Genomic DNA, 21228 nt, shown 5'->3' with positions numbered 1-21228 from the left:
AGATACTTAAATATAAACAAAACCTTGTTTCTTTTCTAATAAATTATTGTGTTTCTTATGTCGAACTGACGTTAAAAACTACAAATACAGACTGCCGGTTCGATTGAGCCGGCAGTTTTGTTACAGGCATTTACAAAATAAGGATTCTATCTTTTTTGAAAACGATAGAATCCTTATTCTCCGGTCAGACAGGAGTTGCCCGATTGGTTGGCCGGTTATGATTTTGAATATACTTATTCTACAGCCTGAATTTTAACGGCATTAAGTCCGCGGGTTCCTTTTTCAAGGTCAAATGTTACTTTATTGCCTTCGGTAATGTTTGGAAAGGCTTCACTGATATGGAAAAAATATTTTTCTCCATTCGACAGGTCTTTTATAAAACCGTAACCTTTATCGGCATTAAAATGCTCTACCCGGCCCTGTAATATTTCCTCTTCCTCTTCTCCTTTTTTAGGTGTTGAAACGAGAATTTCGCTCGCATCAATTTCCTCTTTTTTATCCGGATCGGGAGCTTCACTGGTGATTACTCCGTTTTCATCGACGTAAGCAATCATGTCGTCTAACGAATTACCGCCGCTATTGGCTTTGCGCTCTTCTTTGCGCTTTTGTTTTTCTTTTTTCTTTTGTGCTCGTTTTTTTTCTAATTCTTTTTTGTTAAAAGATGCTGATGATCTACCCATTCAATATTATTTTTTAATTCTATCTGATGTCATGAGCCCAATAATGGTCTCTTTTTTACCCGAACAAGAAAGTTAATTTTGAGGTCGGTTTACACGCTGAGAAGATTCGCGAGGCGATAGCGAAACAAAGCAATGTTAAAAGACGATCCAATAAAAACCGGTTGCCCGGACTACAAAGTTAATAATTGTATGCGATAATATAAATTCAATGGCTACAAACCTGATTCAGGGATTGAAATATAGCTGTAAAATTACTTTTTCGCCTGCTCGATGCTTTTTAAAACCTGCCTGGCAAATTCCGAATTTTTGTTTTCGCTGTCCAGTTGATTGTATCTCGAACGAACAGTGGCAGAATCTAAAAGATCGAGTTCGCGACTTAAGGCGTATGAATCAAAGACTTCATAAATCTGGTGCATTTTGTGTCCGTTCTTTGTCATCGACCCCTCGGGGGTTAAAGCCTTCACATATTTATCAAAAACTTCCTTTTCAATCACTCCCGAAGTTACCGCTTCATGCAATACCAGGAAACTGTTCAGTTCAGGATTCTGTATCGATTTCAAAAATTCAATCTTCTCGTTCTCCAATTCCTGCATTTTCTCTTTGTATATCAGCATCTTCGTATTTATCTGATCTTCTGTAAGGGAACTGTCTGAAAGAACCTGCCTGAATTCCTTAAGATTATCCAGCTCATTTTTTCTGAAGTCGAGGAATTTATTGTAGGTTTTCGAAATTGGTGTTCCCGAAAAGTTGATATCATACTCGTCTTTTACAGCTACCTGAAGTTGTTCTCCGTTGGCAATCAAAACATCAATGGCAACATGTTGCTTGCCTTTGCTCAGTATCTTATAGGGTTGAAGACGCTCATCCGGATTAGTACCGCTAAACGAAAACTTACCTTTTTCGACACGTGTAGAGTCGATTACTGTATCTCCGTCAATGAGATCGACCTGGCAAAGGTAAACCTGTTCGTTCTCAATACCTTTTCCCTTTATTTCCCAGCTGTTGTTTTTGTGCTTGCAGCTGTAAATCAGCAGCAAACTGAGAATGATCGCAACAAGTTTTATATGATTAAATTGTTTCATCCGAAATTATTTTGTGCAACCCAAGTGGTCGTATTCAACTTTTGAGTAATGAAAGTTAAAACTAATTTCCTTTATCTGTGAAGAATCGGTTTCATTTTCCGGTGCTGCGTACTTTTTTTCATATTGAATTAATTTGAATCGCACTGGCATGGCACACCGGCTTTTTGAAATTCTACTTAACTGATCTTTTTGGGCTCTTCAGTTTCCTTAAAAGCCAGGTTTTCTGATACCAGCACCCAACCCACCGACTCTATCAACGCACGTATGATTTGAATGGATTCGGCAGCCTGATTCCCGGCAAGAATATACAGGTCGCTGTCGGCTACTTTTTCGCGAATAAAATCTTTCGATTTCTTGTTCATGCTGGTCAGATCGGTTCCTGAGAATTTGTTGATTATTCCCTTCTGAACGTCATAATATTCCAGGTCGTTGTCGATGCTTAATATTTCGGGTGCAGGAAACCGGCTTAGCAAAATTTGTTTCTTTTGCGTGTTAACTTCAATTTTAATTTTGGTGAAGTCGAAGCCAATCATCACTTTAGCTTTTACGATCAGCAGGGCTTTCTTTTCAAACTGAATGAGTTTGAAGAACATGTTCTTTTCATCGCGGTGCGTAAATATTTCCGAAAATTCGCCTTCAACGGTGATGAGTTTGCAAACTTGTTTAATTTTCTCGAGAAGCAGTGCTGACTGCTGGTTGAGTTCCCGATCTTGTTTACTTTTGAAGTAGAAGCTACTGCCAACAATTCCAAGTGCCAGCCCTAAAATAATGCCCAATAAAACCAGAATCTCCATATAACAATTGTTTCCATACTAAATTAGTATTTTTTATGAAAACCTTCAGTTGTAACGGTTAGGAATCAGGCGGTTGTTTAAAAGCGAGTCTATTTTAACTTCGATTTATTGCTTTCTTCTTTCCCCTCGGTTCCCAGAAAAACGTTAGCCACCATAAATGCGGGTGTATCGTGAACCGATGAAGATAAGTTGCAGGCAAAGCCGATAACCAGCTTGTGTTCAGGATAAATAAGTATTGAAGCAGCACCACCGGGCACAGTTCCTTCCTGGCCATAAACGGTGTTGCCAAAATTGTCTTTGAAAACCATCCAGCCGTTTACCATCTGCGACATGTTATCGTTGTAAAGTTTTACAGGTTTAAACAGATTCTGGCGGGTTTCTTCGGTAAAATAGTCGCCTGCTAAAAGTGCATTTCCCAGTTTTACAAGGTCGTCTGCATTTGATAATAACCCCATGGAAGGTGCATTCATACGCAGATCGTAAAAGCTTGAATTTACGACCTGGGCGATGATGTTGGGCTCGTAAAAATCGGTTCGTCCCTTTATGGTCATAAAAGGATTATCTATAACGGTGTTTTCGAAATCAAGCGTGTCGGTAACGTATTCTTTCAGCAGTTTGTTAAATCTTTTTCCGCTTGCTTTTTCCATGGCTGCTCCAAGTAGGTTGTAGTTATAGCAGCTGGGATTTTGAAACTGACCGGGAGGCATTTCCAGCGGATCGTCTTTAAATAATTTCAGGCCCGCCTGAATGGAAGTATTCATCTGTTCCAGTTCCTCATCGCCGCGCGGCGGTCGTATTCCGGATGTTTCATTGGCCAGCTGGCTCATAATCACTTTTCCGCGTTTTTCAGGAAAATCGGGGTAATAATACCGCACCGATGAATCGGGATTGACGACACCTTCTTCAACGAGTTTTTGATAAAGTACATTGGTAAATAACGACGATAACTGCCCGATTCGGAACTTGGTGTCGCGGGTAACCGTAACTTCCAGGTCCTTAGAAGCCAGGCCCATCCCTTCGGAATATACCAGCTCGCCATCGATAGAAACGGCAATACTGGCACCCGGAATGGAATTTTGTACCATGTGGTAGCCCACCTTTTTACGTGCCAATTTAATTTCTTCGATGTACTTTTTGCTGTAAAAAATGTCGGTCGTGGCCTTTTTACAATTTGAAAGACCAAACAAAATGAATAGTAAAAGAATAAATTGAATGTTTCGTAGCATCTTAATTCGGTTTTGTAAAAACAGCACCAAAAATAAAAATTTTGCAGGATGTCGCGGGTTAAATTTTATCAAAAAATGGAGTGAATGTCCTTTATTTGCTGTCGATCCCGACAAGCTATATAAAGTTCTTCTTGTTTAAAAGGTTGAAAAAGGCCACTTTATAGGTGTTGCTAACCGGAATAAGTTTGTCTTTTATGCGAATGGCGTTGTTTTCAATGTAGTCAATCTTGTCGATAGAGATAACATACGATTTATGCACACGAATAAAACGCTGCGGATCGAGCAATTCCTGCATCTTTTTAAAATTTAGCAGGGTCATGATCTTACTGTCTTCGGTGTGGATCTGAAGGTAATCGCGCTGCCCTTCAATGTACATGATCTTATCGAAATAAACTTTAACGGTTTTATTCCCCGATTTAATGAAAGTAAATTCTGGCTGATCGCTTTTCTTCTCCACCGAATTACCCATTGCAATGTGTTTATGCTGATGCTGATCCTTCATAAAACGTGCATAAACCTTTTCCACAGCTTTTACGAATCGCTCAAATGGAATGGGTTTTAGCAGGTAATCCACAACATCCAGTTCGTAAGCTTTCAAGGCATATTCGTCGTAGGCGGTTGTAAGAATAACATATGGCGGATCTTTCAGCGTTTCAAGCAATTGTATGCCCGTAAATTCATCCATTTGAATGTCAAGAAAGATCAGGTCTATTTTATTCTCGCGAAGGAACGAAAATGTGGCCAGTGCGTTGTCGAAAGTGCCCATGAGGTTCAGGTAATCGATTTTTTCGGCAAAACGTTGGATCTTTTTCAGCGCCAGAAGTTCGTCATCGACGGCTATGCAGTTCATCTTCATTTTAACTGGTTTTCAGTGGAACTTTCAGGTACACTTCAAATTTATCCATATTCCTGTTGATATCAAAAGAATAATTATCGCCGTGAACCAATTGCAGGCGTTTCTCCACATTCTTCAGTCCCGTTCCCGATCCGCTGTCGGGCAGTTTAAAATCGTTTCGTTTTATGAAATTTTTGGTATGCAGTTCGATGTATTCATCGTTTACGTAAAAATCGATTTCTATTCCCGGCGGATCGACTTGTTTGTTGCAGTGCTTCACTGCATTTTCAATCAGCGGGATAAACAAGAGCGGGGGGACTTCTTTAAAATTAGTCGAGCCTTTTAGGTTGAAACGAAGAAAATTGGGCGAGTTAAAACTGAGCTTGGCCAGTTCAAGATAATCTTTTATGTACTCCACTTCCTTGTCAAGCGTCACTTTCTCATGATTTGATTCCTGTAACATGTAGCGCATAATTTTCGACAATAGAAAAATCGCAGTCGACGCTTTTTCTTTGTCTTCAAAAATAAGCGCATCGATGTTGTTCAGAACATTAAAGAGAAAGTGCGGGTTTACCTGCGAACGCAAAATGCCAAGTTCCGACTGTACCGTTTTTCGTTGCAGTTCGGAATGGGCGAGTTGTATTTTGTAGAAATAACTAAACAATTTCAGGGCTGATGCTGTACCAATGATCATCAGGTTATTTACAATAAGTTTCATGACATCGCTCAATACCGAATTGCTTTTGTACGTCCAGAATCCTAATTGGGGCTGAATGTTGTACATAATGTACTGCGAAACCAAAATATTCAGCGTAAAAGTTACGATGGCCCCGATGGAAAACAAAAGAAAATGTCGATTCTTCAGGATAAAGCGTGGAATCAAGAACTCTATAAAAATGTACGTTGCGATGATATCGAACGGAATATAAAGTAAGTTTACAAAAGCTTCGAGTGTAAATCCTACCGCTACAATTCGTGGAAATGTAAAGAATGCGAATATGACTATCCAGAATAGCACATGATTCAATACCCTGTACTTGAATATCTTCATTGCAGTTTTTATTAAATATAGATTCTTCCCCTTATGGTGCCTTAATCCCAATTTAAGGAAGCTGTTCTTATCCCTTGACTTCTAAATACAATTGTACGAGAAATTTGTTGAATAAAGAGCTGATTTTCTTCAATATAACCAAATATTTCGTCGAAATGCGTTTTGTCGGATATAGGTGTTGTTTCGTCGATAGTGACTCTACTGTTGCAGATTGAACCGCTTATTTTGCATAAGCAACGTTTGTTTCCTCATTTTCGGACCGTGCAACGGTAACGGCGCCACAGCTGTCGCTCCATACATTAACCGATGTGCGCAACATGTCCAAAATGCGATCGACAGCCAGGATAAGCCCGATTCCTTCCAGCGGCAGTCCGATAGCGGTAAGCACTACTGTAATCATTACCAGTCCGGCCATTGGTATTCCTGCGGCGCCGATAGAAGCAAGTAGCGCAGTAACAACAACAAGTGCCTGCTGAGCAAAAGTGAGTTCTACGCCATAAACCTGTGCAATAAACATAGCAGCCACGCATTCGTACAGGGCAGTTCCGTCCATGTTTATGGTGGCTCCAAGAGGCAGCGTAAAACTTGTTATTTTATTGGAAACACCGCTTTTGTGTTCCAGCGCGTCCATGGTAAGTGGCAAAGTGGCACTCGACGATGAGGTGGAAAATGCAGTTAGAAGCGGAGTTAGCATGTTCGAAAAATGCTTGAACGGTTTTGCTTTGGCAATAAATCGCACAATTAACGGAAGCGATATAAAGGCATGGATAAGCAGACCGCCTACCACACACAAACTGTAAATGGCCAGGCTTCCGGCAATGTTAGCCAGCTGATCGGAATTACGGGCCACTTCACGAGCAACAATTCCAAAAATGCCAAGCGGCGTAAAACGAATAATAAACAGGGTAATTTTCATCATCACCTCAAATACCCCGTCAAAAAAGTTTTTTAAGGGATTTTTGTAGCGGTCTTCAACCTGGGTGATAAAATAGCCGAAAATGATGGCAAAAAATATCACCGAAAGTATGGTGCCCTGTGCCATTGCATCCACAATGTTATCGGGTACAAGCCGGTACAAAATGTCCCTTACCGAACCTGTACTTTCCGAAAGTCCTTCAACTGATTGTGTAAATCCCAGTTCAACTCCAACGCCGGGTTTTACAAGGTTTACAATAACCAGTCCGGTAACAATGGCCAGCGTGCTTGTTGAAAGGTAGTACAACAAGGTTTTTACACTTAAACGTCCCAGGTCCTTACCTTTTCCCATGCTGGTTACCCCACTTATGATGGAACTCAGAATAAGCGGTATGATCACCATTTTTAGTCCGCGAAGAAAAATGTCGCCCATCCAGCCAACATAAGGAATACCACTGGGAATAAAATAACCAAAAAGTACGGCTAAAATTAGTGCTATAAGGATTTGCCAGTGGAGCTGGATCTTCGTGATTTTCATACGATTAAAAATGTTTATTTTTTATGGCATCAAATGGAGCTTGCATAAATCCAGAATTAATCAAGCTCATTTCATGTTCCGTTTTTATGTTGATTTTTTTGGACGCACTAAAGTATTCTTTTTTAACAGATTTGACAAAGTTGTAACGAAAAGAATAAGGCTTCAAAAAAAACAGGTGAACATCAACTGATATTCACCTGCTCTTTCCTTAACGATTCAAATCCTTATAACGGAATATTTCCGTGTTTTTTAGGTGGATTTGATTTTCGTTTGTTGTGCGTCATTTCCAACGCGTCAACAATTTTCTTACGTGTATTTTTCGGGTGGATGATCTCATCGATATAACCCAGTGACGCTGCTTTGTAAGGATTCGCAAATTTCTCGCGATAATCTGCTACAGCTTTTATTTTTTCTTCGTCATTCAACTTATTGCGGTGAATGATGTTGATGGCTCCTTCGGGGCCCATTACTGCAATTTCAGCTGTGGGGTAGGCCAGGTTAACATCCGCACCGATGTGTTTACTAGACATTACATCATATGCACCGCCGTAAGCTTTTCGCGTAATCAAAGTAATTTTAGGAACGGTTGCTTCTGAGAAAGCATACAGCAATTTAGCACCGTGTTTAATAATTCCTCCAAATTCCTGGTTGGTACCCGGCAGGAAGCCAGGGACATCAACAAAAGTTACTAGTGGCAGGTTGAAAGCATCGCAAAAACGTACAAAACGTGCTGCCTTTACCGAAGAATTGATGTCAAGAACGCCGGCAAGGTGTCCCGGTTGGTTGGCTACAACTCCGACCGGCCGTCCGCCAAATCGGGCAAACCCAACAATCATGTTTTGCGCGTACTGTGGTTGTACTTCCAAAAAGTGTTTGTTATCGATCACACTTTGTATGATCTCATGCATGTCGTATGGCTTGTTCGGATCGGCAGGAACAATCTCCTGCAGGTTTTCGTCTACGCGGTCTATCGGATCGACATTCGGTTTTATCGGCGGATCTTCAAGGTTGTTCGATGGCAGGAAGCTTAACAACTCCCGGATCATCATTATGGTTTGCTCTTCGTCGTTTCCGCTAAAATGTGCCACGCCACTTTTTGTGCTGTGCGTGTGTGCACCTCCCAGTTCTTCTTTCGATACATCTTCGTGTGTTACCGTTTTGATCACTTCAGGTCCGGTTACGAACATGTGGCTTTTTTCATTTACCATGAAAATGAAATCGGTAAGGGCAGGCGAGTAAACAGCTCCACCTGCACACGGACCAAGTATAGCCGATATTTGCGGAATCACTCCGGAAGAGATGACATTGTTGTAAAAAATATCCGCATAACCGGCGAGGCTTTCCACTCCTTCCTGAATACGTGCGCCACCCGAGTCATTTAATCCGATAACGGGAGCACCCATTTTCAGCGCTAGTTCCTGTATTTTTACAATTTTATCGGCATTGGCGCGGCTTAGCGAGCCACCAAACACCGTAAAATCCTGGGCAAATACATACACCAGTCGGCCATTTACTTTTCCGTAACCTGAAACCAGACCATCACCCAAAACTTTTTGAGCCTCCATTCCGAAATCATAATTCCGGTGGGTCATCAATTTGTCGATTTCTGAAAAGGTTCCCGGATCGAGAAACTGCAATATTCGTTCGCGTGCCGTTTTTTTACCCGCGGCGTGTTGTTTCTCAATTCTTTGTTGACCACCTCCTTCTTCGGCTTGTTGGTTGAAGGTGTCCAGTTGTTCGTATTTTGCTTTTAAATCCATGCGTAATTAACTTTTACTCGATTTCAATTAGTACCTGGTTTCCGTCTACGGTGTCTTCGTTTTTCACGTGCACTTTTTTAACAACCCCATCGTGAGGTGCTTTGTACTCGCTTTCCATTTTCATGGCCGAAATGATGATCACAGTGTCTCCTTCTTTCACTTCATCGCCTTCAGCAACCATGACATTTACCACTTTCCCGGGCATCGGCGATGATATTTTGCTCTCAGCAGCACCGGCACCGCCTGCGTTTCGGTTTTGCAGGTACCGTGCCTCGGCATCGATCACATCCACGTCGTATGTTTCATACAAGGTGTAGGCTGTGTATCGTTTTGGTGCATTCGGAACAAGTTCAATGTCGTAGGAATGACCACTTTCGAGAATGGAAAAAGTACCATCGGCGGTGTGCATCAAATCCACTTCGTAGCGTTTTCCGTCAACCTCCACTTCAAGCAGATTTCCGTCTTGTTTAATCAGGTCGGCCCAGGCAATCCTGTCGCCTATTTTAATTTCAACTGCCATAATCTTAAATTAAAAATGGTTTACATGCGAAATTTTCTTCCAGCGGCTTTGAGCCGGAACAAACGCTTTTTCATTGGAAGTAACTGATGAGATTTTATCCAGGTAGTCGATAAACGCAGCAATAATTACTATATCTTCAGGCGCATCGGCTTGTGGCCGGCTCATAAGTTGTTCCTGGTTTTTCTCAATAAAATGCGTATCGTAATTTCCGGAAATGAAGTTTTCATTGTTCATTACCCGTTCCAGTATTTTTATCGATGTTTTTACTCCGGTAATTTTGTATTCATATAACGCCCTTCTCATTCTTGCAATCGCTTCATTTCGTGTTTTTCCCCAAACGATCAGTTTCGAGATCATTGGGTCGTAGTAGATTGGGATCTCGTAACCTTCGTAAACATAACCGTCGGTTCGAACACCTAATCCCAGCGGATCGGATATTTTATAAACTTTTCCGGCACTCGGCATAAAGTTATTATCGGGATCTTCAGCATAAACACGACACTCAATCGCGTGTCCTTTTTGTTTCAGATCTTTTTGCCTAAATTCCAGCCCTTTTCCTTCAGCTACAAATATTTGCTGTTTTACCAGGTCGATCCCCGTTACACGTTCAGTAATTGGGTGCTCAACCTGCAAACGGGTATTCATTTCGAGGAAGTAATAATTCAGGTCGTTATCCACCAAAAATTCGATGGTACCGGCACCCACGTAGTTTACCGCTTTTGCAGCTTCAACGGCGGATTTACCCATTTCATTACGTAACTCCTCCGTCATTAATGGCGAAGGTGTTTCTTCGATCATTTTTTGGTGACGACGCTGCACTGAACATTCGCGTTCGAAAAGGTGCACCGTATTGCCGTGCTGATCGCCCAGAATTTGAAACTCGATATGGTGGGGCGAGGTAATGTATTTTTCTATGTATACAGCGTCGTCGCCAAAAGCAGCTTTGGCTTCCGAACGTGCTGCACGAACTGATGAAACAATTTCCGACTCATTTTTAACCAGCCGCATTCCTTTACCACCACCACCGGCCGAGGCTTTTATCATTACCGGAAGCCCTATTTCTTTGATGATTTCAAGCGCTTCTTCTTCGGATTTAATTTCGCCTTCGGTTCCCGGAACTACCGGTATTCCTGCAGCCGTCATCGCTTCGCGGGCCTGAATTTTATCGCCCATTTGAACGATAACCTCGGGCGACGGACCTATAAAGATTATGCCTTCTTCACCGCAGCGGCGTGCAAACTCTGCATTTTCCGATAAAAAACCGTAGCCCGGATGAATGGCATCGGCCTTACTTTTTTTCGCAATTTCTAATATTTTATTAATGTTCAGGTAGCTTTCCGAGGATGGCGCCTTACCTACATAGTAGGCTTCATGGGCGTAGCGGACGTGTAATGATGTTCTGTCGGCTTCTGAGTAAATGGCCACAGTTTCAATGTCCATCTCCCGACAAGTACGCATTACTCTGATAGCAATCTCCCCCCTGTTTGCCACCAGAATCTTTTTGATTTTATTCATGTGATTTAAATTGTTTGTTTTTTGCGGAATCACATGGAACTCGCAGGAAGAATTTTATCATTCCCTTTTGTGCGTAATTTATCCATGCTCCTTTCATACAATTTGATTTATCATTTTAATGTATCAACTGTTAAGCTCATAACCAACAGTAAACGTGCACGTTTCCAGATACATAGTTAAACAATTGCTTTTTTGTCGTTGTTTCATAGAACGTTATTCGAATGTTAAGCTGTCTTAAATTCTGCTTTAATAACTCTGATTTGCACAAATTGTTTAGTTCGATTTATTTTTGGCCGGTGCAAAATATCCCTTGGCACAGTATTCACAAATTCATTTGTGTTAATAAATGTAAATTTATGTAATTATCGGTTTTTGCTCCATTAATAATTTGAATAAATGCCAGATTTAGTCAAAAATTGAATTTTTTAAATTAGCATTTTGTTAATCACAAAACAAAATTAATTTTGTATTTGATTATTGACCAACCATGATCCGTAATTCGCTGTTTATTCTTTTACTGGGTTTGCTATTCTTAAGTTCAAATGGTCAGGATTTGAATTACACGCTGTCTGATGATTCGCTGGTAAATCATTATGCCAGCATCAAAAGGGTGTATTATGCCACACGAACCGATGTTGCTCCCAAGATTGACGGGCATTTGGATGATGAATGCTGGCAAACGGTTGGTACCTGGGACGGCGATTTTGTCCAGCAACAACCGCACCAGGCAAAACCGCCTTCACAGCAAACCGAAATAAAAATTCTTTACGACAACAAATATCTGTATTTTGCCATCATTGCATACGACAATGAGCCCGAAAAAATGAGTCCGATTCTTGGGCCACGCGATGATGCCTATAGTGGAGATATTGCCGGAATTGCGTTGGATACCTATCACGATAAGCAAACCGCCTTCGAATTTAATTTGACCTCGGCAGGGCAGAAGGTGGATTTAATGCATTTGGGCGAATACGGCTGGGACTTTAACTGGAATGCAGTTTGGGATGGTAAAACGTCGATTGGCGATTCGGCCTGGTATGCTGAAATGCGCGTTCCGTTTACCCAAATCCGTTTTGCCAACAAGGAGGAACACGTTTGGGGAATGCACATCTGGCGGTACATATACCGGCTGGCCGAAGAAAGCCAGTGGAAACTTATACCGATTGATGCACCTGCCATGGTTTATATTTTTGGCGAGCTGCGGGGAATAAAGGATATTCCATACAAACGAAATTTTGAGGTGATGCCCTATGGCAAAGCCAAATATATTCCCGACTCATACGACAAAAGCAACTTTGGTTTTGGGGTCGATGGTAAAATTGGTGTAAGTTCAGACTTTACACTTGATTACACGTTTAATCCCGATTTTGGGCAGGTTGAAGCTGATCCTTCAGAATTGAACCTAACTTCGTACGAAGTTTTTTACGACGAAAAGCGTCCGTTCTTTCTTGAAGGGAAAAGTATTCTGGAATACAATTCGGGATCAGATATGGTATATTATTCGCGCCGTATCGGGCATGCTCCCAGCTATGTACCCGGAGTAGATGAAGAGGCCGGCGAAAGTTTGTCGGTGCCTGATAATACGTCAATTATAAATGCCTTAAAGCTCACCGGTAAAAACAAAAAAGGCTTGTCGCTGGGTTTTGTTAACAGCATGACTGCAAAAGAGGACGCGATAATCACCAGCGACGATGTTGAGGAAACGCTGGCAGCCGAACCTTTTACTAACTACTCGCTCGGGAGAATAAAGCAGGATTTTAATGAAGGTAGCACAACAATTGGCGGAATATTTACTTCGACAATCCGAAATATTAAAGACGATAACCTGAATTTCTTAAGCGATAATGCATTGGTCGGTGGTTTCGATGTTGAACACAACTGGCTGAACCGGAAGTACTATGTATCGGGCAAAAGTTTCTTTTCGCAGGTAAACGGGAGTGAAACAGCCATTTCTGCTTTGCAAATCAATTCGCGTCACTATTACCAGCGTGAAGATGCAGAACACCTGGAGTTCGATCCGGATAAAACCCGATTAAGTGGCTGGGGTGGTGAAATCAGCGGAGGGAAAAGAAGTGGAAAATTCCGGGTTCAGGGTGAGTTGGAATGGCGTTCTCCGGGTGTTGAATTAAACGATCTGGGATATCTGCGTCAGGCCGATTATATTGACCAGCAAATGGACGTTGAATACTGGATGAACAAGCCGCGTGGAATTCTGCTAAACTACAGACTGCGGTTACGACAGGGGCATGTGTGGAGTTATGGTGGGGAAAATCTTCAGGATGATCTTTATTTCTACTCAACTTTTCGCTTTAAGAATTACTGGAAGTTTGATCTGGCGGCCAAACGCATTTTTAAAAATATTGACACGCGGGAGTTGAGAGGTGGTCCATCGTTGCTAAAAGATCCGGAAAACAAATTCGATGTGGGAATAAGTACAAACACTCAAAGTGATTTTATCGTGGGAATAACCGGTTCTTTTGCTAACAGCGATGATGACATCAGCAAAAACAACAGCTATTCATTTATGGTTAACTGGAGGGTAAGTAACCGTTTTATGTTGACTTCGGAGTCGGTTTATTCGCTGGCAAAAGATAACAGCCAGTTTTTAAAAGCAACTACCGTAAACGGTCGTAGTGAATACCTCGTTGGTTTGCTCGATCGTCAAACATTTTACACCACCCTGCGTGCTGAGTTTTTTATTACGCCGGAATTGTCGCTGCAGTATTACGGAAGCCCGTACGTTTCCACCGGACAATATCTCGATTACCGGAGAGTAGACGATTCGAAAGCCATAAACCTTGATGATCGTTTTGAAACTTTATTTCGCGAAAATAGTTATTTGGTTGATGAATCCGGCAATGTATATCACGACTTTAATAACTACGATTTCGACTTCAACTTTCAGGAATTCAGATCGAATTTTGTGGCTCGCTGGGAATACAAGACAGGTTCGACCCTTTATTTTGTATGGACCCACAACCGAAACAACTACGAATACCAATACGAATCCTCACTTTTCGATAGTCTGAAAGGGATCCGTAAATTAAGTGCTCAGAATGCCTTCATGATTAAACTGAGTTACTGGTTCTCCTTGTAGCGTAAAACCTTATCTTTGCGCCCTGAACAAACAGCACATTTTAGCTGATATTTAATTGTAATTCAGTGAAATTCAGAGATTATATACCGTATTACAAACGCAACGTGCACTTGGCTTTCCCGATCGTTTTGTCGCAAATCGGCCAGGTTATGGTGTCGTTGATCGACAACGCCATGGTGGGCCACGTGGGAACAACAGAACTTGCAGCGGCTTCATTTGCCAACAGCGTTTTTATGATCGGTATGGTTTTCGGAATGGGGATTACCTTTGGAATGACGCCACTTGTTGGCACCGCTTTTGGGAATAAAGACAACAGGTCGACTGTTATTTGGCTTAAAAATGGCGCATTGACACACATGGCCGCCGGATTTATACTAACATTATTAATGTTTGGCGTATACTTATTACTGCCTTTCATGGGGCAGGAGGCTGATGTACTGGAACTGGCAAAACCTTACTATATTTTACTCACCTGCTCTTACCTGCCGTTCATTCTGTTCTTTACCATTAAGCAATTTTTTGAAGGCATTGGAAATACCAAAATGGCAATGACCATTACCTTAACGGCCAACGTAGTTAATATTGTTGTTAATTATGTACTTATTTTCGGAAAATTCGGTTTCCCGGCGTTGGGACTGAACGGTGCCGGTATCGGAACACTTATTTCTAGAATAGTAATGCCAATTATGTTTGTGGTGTTCATCAGCCGAAAAGTTCAGTTTCTGGAGTACTTCAAACTGGCCCGCATAGAGGAGATTGATTTTGACCGGATCATTCGCTTATTAAAAATAGGAATTCCTATTGCGTTTCAGTTGATTGTTGAAGTAACTGCCTTTGGAATTGGCGCCGTAATGATGGGCTGGTTAGGTGAAACTCCACTTGCGGCTCACCAGGTGGCACTTGGTTTGGCTTCGTTTACCTACATGATCTCACTTGGAGTTTCGCAGGCCAATACAATCAGAGTAAGTCATCAGATTGGCCTTAAGGATTATCATGCAATGCGAACAGCGGCGGTGGCTTCCACACACCTTGTACTGTCTTTTATGTCCGTAATGGCACTAATGTTCATTGGCGGGAAAAACCTGCTGCCTTATTTGTTTACGACCGATATTGATGTTGTTCGAATTGCGGCCGGATTACTTATTGTTGCAGCTGTTTTTCAGTTGTTCGACGGCTTGCAGGTGGTTATGCTGAGTACACTTCGCGGAATGTCAGATGTTACTGCCCCCATGTTTATTGCTTTTGTGGCTTATCTTCTAATTGGTATTCCGACAAGTTATGTGTTTGCATTTGTATTAAATATCGGGGCAAAAGGCATTTGGTTTGGTTACCTCGTAGGATTGGGAACGGCCGGCATTCTCTTTTACTTTCGTTTTAAAAAGAATTTGAAGAAATTTAATTTCGATTAAAAAAAAACGGGTTATCCCTTGTTACTGATAACCCGATTGTTCATAGTCTAGTTTAGTTAGATCAGAAAACTTATTGGTCTAATAGAGAAAAGGTAGTTTTAATAAGTCTTGTAATCTTGTTCATTAAGGCAGGGCTAAGATAGTATAAAATTGATTGAAACCTGAATCATTTTTAAAAATTAATTAATATTTGTTAAAAAACTTAATCGATAAAAATGTAAGATATTGAAATACAGGAGATATAAAAATAACAATATGTTTTAGAAAACGTTTGCGGTTTTTCGAATTTTGTACCGGAAGATTTAAAAACCTTTATTTAAGGCCAAAGTGATAAAAGTCATGTAAATGGTATAATAATTTGCATCTGAATAACTCACCACGAAAATTATTTTAAAGTTGTGTGCATAATTTAAAAATATCAAAATGAAACAAGTTGTTTTGCAAGGAATAAAAAAGATGAAATTAATCGATGTCGATGAGCCACAATTAATGTCTGCCGATGAGGTGAAGATCAGGTTGAGTGTGGTAGGAGTATGTGGCTCTGATATTCATTATTACTCCGAAGGAAAAATAGGTAGCCAGGTGGTTGAATTTCCCTTTCCGGTTGGTCACGAATGTTCGGGTACGATTGTAGAAAAGGGCGCCAATGTAAAGCATGTTAACTTAGGTGATCTTGTTGTTGTCGACCCTTCTGTTCACTGTGGCGAATGCGATCAGTGCCGCTCGGGAAGACCACATACCTGCAGAAACAACAGATTCCTTGGGTGCCCCGGCCAACTTGATGGTTGCCTTGGGGATTATATCGTGATGCCGGCTTTCACCTGCTTCCCGGTTACCGGAAGTTTAAATCCTGTGCAGGCTGCACTTATTGAACCACTAAGTATTGGTGTGTACGCAGTAAAGCTGGCAAGCTTGGTCGATAACAAGCAATCCGTTGCAATATTTGGCGCAGGACCGATCGGATTAAGTATTCTTTTTAAACTATTAGCCGATGATGTTCGTGAGATAACAATGATTGAACCCCTGGATTACCGTTTAAATCAAGCCAAAGAAATAGGAGCTTCACATGCTGTTCAAGCCGATAAAGAAAATGTGGTGAACAGGATTTCAGAAATACATGAATCTTTGTTGGACGTTGTATTTGAAGCCAGTGGCGAGCAGGAAGCGGTGGACATCGCTTTAAAAGTTTTGAAGCCCGGAGGCAAACTCGTATTGGTTGGGATTCCCCCGGATGCAAAGTATACTTTCGATATGGATTTGATGCGCCGCAAGGAATTAAGCGTGATCAATGTGCGGCGGCAAAACCATTGCGTTGAAGAAGCCATCGAACTGGTGAGATCGGGTAGGGTAGACGCAGAAAAAATGGTCACCCACAATTTTAAACTTGAAGAAACAGGTAAAGCATTTGAGATTGTTGAGGCTTATAAAGATGGCGCCATTAAGGCCATGATCCATTTTGAATAATCCTCTGAAAAATAAATCGCCATTCTTCACTGCACCGGGCAGATGGAATGACGATTCGATATCTCTATGCGAAAGATATGTCCATTTACTTTTTCCAGAGCATCTCCATTTCTTCCAGAGTTTTATTCTTCGTTTCCGGAACCATTTTCCACACAAAAATAAAGGAAAGCACACTCATGATTCCATAAAACCAGTAAGTTCCGCCGCTACTAAATTCCATCATCGCGGGATACGTCGATGAGATAAAATAGTTGGCTGCCCATTGTGCTGCAACAGCAACAGCTACTGCTTTTCCGCGAATCTTGTTCGGGAACAGTTCAGAAATCAGCACCCAGCAAATTGGCCCCCACGACATCATAAATGAAGCGGTGTATACAATTATAAATACAAGAGTTGCTATGCCAATTACTTTCATAAAAGCCAGGGCTCCAATTGCAAACATACCAATGGCCATTCCAACTGATCCAACCATCAGCAGAGGCTTCCGTCCCCATTTGTCGACCGTTAAAATGGCAACAACAGTAAAAATCACATTTACCAGTCCCATAACAACCGTTTGCATCATCGATGCATCTTTCTCTGCTCCCATGCTTTCAAAAATGCGCGGCGCATAATAAAGTGCCACGTTAATTCCAACAAATTGCTGAAATACAGAAAGCAGAATGCCAATAACAATAACGATTTTACCGTATGAGAAAAGTTTTGCGGTAGAATGCTCTACACTGTTTTTTATCTCTGCAAAAATCGTTTTGGCATGTTCCGTTCCGTTAATTTTGGCTAAGATCTGCATCGCTTTTTCATCCTGTTTTTTTATCGCGAGGTAACGAGGTGTTTCCGGAACAAAGAACAGCAGTAAGCCAAACACGCCGGCAGGAATGGCTTCCGACGTGAACATGCGTCTCCAACCCACCATGTTAATCCATTCCAGTGACTGTCCGTTAGCGATCCCCCAGTTGACAAAATACACGACCAACATTCCAAAAATAATGGCAAACTGGTTGAGTGAAACCAGCCGTCCGCGAATGTCGGCAGGAGCAATCTCTCCAATATACATCGGGCTTACGGCAGAGGCCAGACCAACTCCGATTCCACCAATAATGCGGTAGAAATTGAACATGTAAAGCAAACCCATTGTAGGTTCGCCTTTTTCAAAAAACAGGAATTCGGGATTCCCGGAACCCAGTGCCGAAATAAAAAATAATATGGCTGCCAGAAACAGCGTGTTTCTTCGACCCAGTTTTGATGCCAGAATCCCACTTATACTTCCACCGATGATACACCCGATAAGGGCGCTTGAAATGGTGGCGCCATGTGCCAGTGAGCCCAGACCCAGATTATCAATTAGAAATGCCTGTATCGATTTGTCGGCTCCGGAAATAACTGCAGTGTCGTAACCAAAAAGGAGGCCACCCAAAGTGGCCACCAGTGTGATAACTACAATATAAAATGTATTGCGTTGATTCATTAGATATACCAGTTGATTAATTGCTCAAGCAGTTCTTGTTTTCCGCTTGTTTGATCGGGTTCACCAACTTCGGCTGCAATTGTGCGTAGGTCTTCAAGTCCCAGTTTCCCGGCTTCATATTCGGCTCCTTTTCCGCTGTCGAATGAAGCGTAACGAGCATTGCGTCGTGCAAGGTAATCCGAATCAGTCAGAATTTTATCTGCAATAACCAGTGCGCGGGCAAATACATCCATTCCACCAATATGAGCAATAAAAATATCCTCCAGGTCGGTAGAATTACGACGTGTTTTAGCATCGAAGTTAATACCACCTTGCGTGAATCCACCTGCTTGTAGTATCTCAATCATAGCTTCGGTCACTTCATATACGCTGGTTGGGAATTCATCGGTATCCCAGCCGTTTTGATAATCACCTTTGTTGGCATCAATCGATCCGAGTAATCCAGCATCAGCAGCCATTCTTAGGTCGTGGGTAAAACTGTGACCAGCTAAAGTGGCGTGGTTAACTTCAATATTTAATTTAAAATCTTTATCCAGGTTATGTTCCCTCAGGAATGCAATAACAGTTTGTGCATCGTAATCGTATTGATGTTTTGTTGGTTCCATTGGTTTTGGTTCGATAAGGAAAGTTCCATCAAAACCGGCTTTACGGCCATAATCGCGTGCTACGGTCAGGAATTTCCCCAGGTGCGCCAGTTCGCGTTTGGTATCGGTGTTGTGCAGGCTCATGTAGCCTTCGCGACCTCCCCAGAACACATAAGCAGTTCCTCCTAGTTCGATGGTAGCGTCGATGGCATTTTTAACCTGAACAGCCGCATTGGCCAGTACATTGAAATCGGGATTGGTTGAAGCTCCGTTCATATAACGCGGATCGGAGAAAACGTTGGCAGTTCCCCAGAGTAATTTTACGCCCGAGGCAGCTTGTTTTACTTTGGCTTCTTCCACCATTTTTGCTAGGCGCTTTTCAATTTCAAAAACAGAACCGTCTCCTACAACGTCCGTATCGTGGAAACAATAATACGGGATGTTCATTTTGGTGATGAATTCAAAAGCGGCGTCCATTCTTTCTTTTGCTGCATCCATTACATCGGTTGCACCAGCCCATGGAAAAATTTGTGTTCCCGGTCCAAAAGGGTCACCTCCTGTTCCGCAGAATGTATGCCAGTAGGCTACTGCAAAACGCAGGTGCTCTTTCATGGTTTTTCCTGCAACTACTTTGTTTTCGTCATACCATTTAAATGCCAATGGATTCTTGGATTCAGGGCCTTCGTATTTGATCTGATCAATGCCCTTGAAATACTCTTTGTTTCCTTTTAATACTTCCATGTTTGTTTATTTTAATGAATTAATTTTATTTTTTGCACCGTGCTTCAGCGAGGTGTTATTTAATTGCTTTTTCCAATTGAAGCTTCCAGTTTTGGTAGGCTTCTTCGTAATGTGCTTTTTTCGAAGATTCGGGCTCTACAACTTCCAGTTTATTAAGGTTCGAGAACGCTTCATCAAACGATTTGTAATAGCCCGATCCTACACCGGCACCGCGAGCTGCGCCTACCGATCCGTCGGTATTGTACAATTCGATTGTAGCTTCCGAAATTCCGGCCAGTGTATTTCGGAAAATAGGACTGAGGAACATGTTTGCTTTTCCGGCGCGAATCACCGAAGCATTGATCCCGATATTTTCCATGATCTCCATGCCGTATTTGAACGAGAATACAATGCCTTCCTGTGCTGCTCTTAGTAAATGTCCTTTTTGGTGAATGTTGAAATTTACACCGGAAATGATCGATCCTATATTTCTATTGTTGAGCACGCGTTCAGCTCCGTTTCCAAAGGGCAGGACTGAAATTCCATCTGAACCGATGGGGGCAGCAGCTGCAAGTTCATTCATTTCTTCGTATGAAACCGACTCACCAATCATACGTTTTAGCCAGGCATTTAATATGCCGGTTCCGTTGATGCACAGTAAAACGCCAAGCCGCGGATCGGTAGCCGAATGGTTAACGTGTGCAAATGTATTTACTCTCGACTGGGGATCGTATTTTACTTCGTCGCTAACGCCGTAAACTACGCCCGATGTTCCCGCAGTTGTTGCAATTTCGCCGGGTTTTAGTACGTTAAGAGAAAGCGCGTTGTTGGGTTGGTCGCCGGCGCGGTAACTTACTTTTGTTTTTGTTGAAAGTCCCAGTTCACTGGCAGCTGAATCGGATAATCGACCAGAGTTTGCAAAAGTGGGAACTATCTCAGGAATAATGTCCGAAGAAAAACCATAATTGTCGAACAGCAGGTCGGCCAGTTGGTTTTCTTTGAAATTCCACATGATTCCTTCCGATAAGCCACTCACTGTTGTTTGGGCTTCACCGGTCAGTTTCATGGCAATGTAATCGCCCGGAAGCATAATCTTGTGAACTCGGTCAAACATTTGCGGTTCGTTATCTTTTACCCACTTTAATTTCGATGCGGTGAAATTACCTGGAGAATTCAGTAGATTGGTCAGGCAGCGTTGTCCACCGATCTCATCAAACGCCTTATCGCCAATGGTTGTTGCCCGGCTGTCGCACCAAATAATTGAAGGGCGGATCACTTCCTGATCTTTATCTACCATTACCAGGCCATGCATTTGGTAAGATATTCCGATCGCTTCAATACTCTCAGGTGCTACTTTCGATGTTGCCAGAACATCATGGAGTGCCAATTTCAGGTTTTTCCACCACTGCTCAGGAGCTTGCTCGGCCCAGCCCGCTTGATGTGCGGTTATTTTCATTTCTTCTTTTGGGTAGAATGAAGAGGCTACAAGTGCTCCGTTGTCTCCTTTAATGAGCGAAACTTTTACGGAAGAACTTCCAATATCGAATCCAAGTAAATGCATGATCTATTTAGG

The 21228-nt window shown here is 42.0% G+C and carries 16 protein-coding genes; 3 read left to right on the top strand and 13 right to left on the bottom strand.

Translation table 11 applies throughout. The annotated features are described in order from the left end of the window. Nucleotides 1-233: 233 nt before the first annotated feature. The 10 genes from WFY05_RS22075 to accC form a co-directional block, all read right to left on the bottom strand. Nucleotides 234-680, bottom strand: coding sequence for a cold-shock protein (locus WFY05_RS22075; RefSeq protein ID WP_340115118.1), 447 nt, complete (start codon nucleotides 678-680; stop codon nucleotides 234-236). Nucleotides 681-931: 251 nt separating this feature from the next. Next, complete coding sequence (locus tag WFY05_RS22070) at nucleotides 932-1762, bottom strand: DUF4369 domain-containing protein (protein ID WP_340115117.1); 831 nt, start codon at nucleotides 1760-1762, stop codon at nucleotides 932-934. Between the two features lie 176 nt (nucleotides 1763-1938). After that, nucleotides 1939-2556: a DUF4230 domain-containing protein gene (locus WFY05_RS22065; RefSeq protein ID WP_340115116.1), complete on the bottom strand. Its 618-nt coding sequence runs from the start codon at nucleotides 2554-2556 to the stop codon at nucleotides 1939-1941. Between the two features lie 89 nt (nucleotides 2557-2645). After that, a complete protein-coding gene (locus tag WFY05_RS22060; protein WP_340115115.1) occupies nucleotides 2646-3782 on the bottom strand; it encodes a serine hydrolase domain-containing protein in 1137 nt (378 codons plus the stop codon). A gap of 115 nt (nucleotides 3783-3897) precedes the next feature. Then, complete coding sequence (locus WFY05_RS22055) at nucleotides 3898-4638, bottom strand: LytR/AlgR family response regulator transcription factor (RefSeq protein WP_340115114.1); 741 nt, start codon at nucleotides 4636-4638, stop codon at nucleotides 3898-3900. Nucleotide 4639: 1 nt separating this feature from the next. After that, the gene (locus WFY05_RS22050; RefSeq protein WP_340115113.1) at nucleotides 4640-5668 is read right to left on the bottom strand and encodes a sensor histidine kinase; all 1029 of its coding nucleotides are present in this window, start codon (nucleotides 5666-5668) and stop codon (nucleotides 4640-4642) included. A gap of 220 nt (nucleotides 5669-5888) precedes the next feature. Beyond that, nucleotides 5889-7121: a dicarboxylate/amino acid:cation symporter gene (locus WFY05_RS22045; RefSeq protein ID WP_340115112.1), complete on the bottom strand. Its 1233-nt coding sequence runs from the start codon at nucleotides 7119-7121 to the stop codon at nucleotides 5889-5891. Nucleotides 7122-7345: 224 nt separating this feature from the next. After that, a complete protein-coding gene (locus WFY05_RS22040) occupies nucleotides 7346-8881 on the bottom strand; it encodes an acyl-CoA carboxylase subunit beta (protein ID WP_340115110.1) in 1536 nt (511 codons plus the stop codon). Between the two features lie 13 nt (nucleotides 8882-8894). After that, nucleotides 8895-9401 (bottom strand): biotin/lipoyl-containing protein, encoded by a 507-nt coding sequence (locus tag WFY05_RS22035; RefSeq protein WP_340115109.1) that lies wholly within the window; start codon nucleotides 9399-9401, stop codon nucleotides 8895-8897. Nucleotides 9402-9410: 9 nt separating this feature from the next. Then, entirely contained in the window at nucleotides 9411-10916 is a 1506-nt protein-coding gene (accC, locus tag WFY05_RS22030) for an acetyl-CoA carboxylase biotin carboxylase subunit (protein ID WP_340115108.1), read from the bottom strand. 487 nt (nucleotides 10917-11403) lie between these two features. On the opposite strand from accC, the gene WFY05_RS22025 reads away from it, so the two are divergent. The 3 genes from WFY05_RS22025 to WFY05_RS22015 all read left to right on the top strand — a co-directional run bounded on the left by WFY05_RS22025 (nucleotide 11404) and on the right by WFY05_RS22015 (nucleotide 16886). After that, nucleotides 11404-14013, top strand: coding sequence for a DUF5916 domain-containing protein (locus WFY05_RS22025; protein WP_340115107.1), 2610 nt, complete (start codon nucleotides 11404-11406; stop codon nucleotides 14011-14013). Between the two features lie 65 nt (nucleotides 14014-14078). Then, nucleotides 14079-15422, top strand: coding sequence for an MATE family efflux transporter (locus WFY05_RS22020; RefSeq protein ID WP_340115106.1), 1344 nt, complete (start codon nucleotides 14079-14081; stop codon nucleotides 15420-15422). A 423-nt stretch (nucleotides 15423-15845) separates the two neighbouring features. Then, a complete protein-coding gene (locus WFY05_RS22015; protein WP_340115105.1) occupies nucleotides 15846-16886 on the top strand; it encodes a zinc-dependent alcohol dehydrogenase in 1041 nt (346 codons plus the stop codon). 85 nt (nucleotides 16887-16971) lie between these two features. Here WFY05_RS22015 and xylE read toward each other — a convergent pair whose 3' ends face one another. From xylE to WFY05_RS22000, 3 genes are read right to left on the bottom strand one after another with little or no spacing between them, the layout of a single operon-like run. Further along, nucleotides 16972-18351, bottom strand: coding sequence for a D-xylose transporter XylE (gene xylE / locus WFY05_RS22010; protein ID WP_340115104.1), 1380 nt, complete (start codon nucleotides 18349-18351; stop codon nucleotides 16972-16974). Beyond that, a complete protein-coding gene (xylA, locus tag WFY05_RS22005; protein ID WP_340115103.1) occupies nucleotides 18351-19676 on the bottom strand; it encodes a xylose isomerase in 1326 nt (441 codons plus the stop codon). The genes xylE and xylA overlap by 1 nt, the downstream gene beginning before the upstream one ends. Before the next feature lie 55 nt (nucleotides 19677-19731). Continuing rightward, entirely contained in the window at nucleotides 19732-21216 is a 1485-nt protein-coding gene (locus WFY05_RS22000; protein ID WP_340115102.1) for a xylulokinase, read from the bottom strand. Nucleotides 21217-21228: the final 12 nt, after the last annotated feature.

Origin of the sequence: Maribellus mangrovi (genome assembly GCF_037646455.1) — a bacterium.
Taxonomy (GTDB): Bacteria; Bacteroidota; Bacteroidia; order Bacteroidales; family Prolixibacteraceae; genus Draconibacterium; species Draconibacterium mangrovi_A.
The sequence above is the reverse complement of the archived record's forward strand: the minus strand, read 5'-3'. Positions and strand labels throughout refer to the sequence as shown.

Coding starts and splice junctions, on each gene's coding strand:
- WFY05_RS22075 (WP_340115118.1), bottom strand. CDS start 680: ATGGGTAGATCATCAGCATCTTTTAACAAAAAAGAATTAGAAAAAAAA.
- WFY05_RS22070 (WP_340115117.1), bottom strand. CDS start 1,762: ATGAAACAATTTAATCATATAAAACTTGTTGCGATCATTCTCAGTTTG.
- WFY05_RS22065 (WP_340115116.1), bottom strand. CDS start 2,556: ATGGAGATTCTGGTTTTATTGGGCATTATTTTAGGGCTGGCACTTGGA.
- WFY05_RS22060 (WP_340115115.1), bottom strand. CDS start 3,782: ATGCTACGAAACATTCAATTTATTCTTTTACTATTCATTTTGTTTGGT.
- WFY05_RS22055 (WP_340115114.1), bottom strand. CDS start 4,638: ATGAAGATGAACTGCATAGCCGTCGATGACGAACTTCTGGCGCTGAAA.
- WFY05_RS22050 (WP_340115113.1), bottom strand. CDS start 5,668: ATGAAGATATTCAAGTACAGGGTATTGAATCATGTGCTATTCTGGATA.
- WFY05_RS22045 (WP_340115112.1), bottom strand. CDS start 7,121: ATGAAAATCACGAAGATCCAGCTCCACTGGCAAATCCTTATAGCACTA.
- WFY05_RS22040 (WP_340115110.1), bottom strand. CDS start 8,881: ATGGATTTAAAAGCAAAATACGAACAACTGGACACCTTCAACCAACAA.
- WFY05_RS22035 (WP_340115109.1), bottom strand. CDS start 9,401: ATGGCAGTTGAAATTAAAATAGGCGACAGGATTGCCTGGGCCGACCTG.
- accC (WP_340115108.1), bottom strand. CDS start 10,916: ATGAATAAAATCAAAAAGATTCTGGTGGCAAACAGGGGGGAGATTGCT.
- WFY05_RS22025 (WP_340115107.1), top strand. CDS start 11,404: ATGATCCGTAATTCGCTGTTTATTCTTTTACTGGGTTTGCTATTCTTA.
- WFY05_RS22015 (WP_340115105.1), top strand. CDS start 15,846: ATGAAACAAGTTGTTTTGCAAGGAATAAAAAAGATGAAATTAATCGAT.
- xylE (WP_340115104.1), bottom strand. CDS start 18,351: ATGAATCAACGCAATACATTTTATATTGTAGTTATCACACTGGTGGCC.
- xylA (WP_340115103.1), bottom strand. CDS start 19,676: ATGGAAGTATTAAAAGGAAACAAAGAGTATTTCAAGGGCATTGATCAG.
- WFY05_RS22000 (WP_340115102.1), bottom strand. CDS start 21,216: ATGCATTTACTTGGATTCGATATTGGAAGTTCTTCCGTAAAAGTTTCG.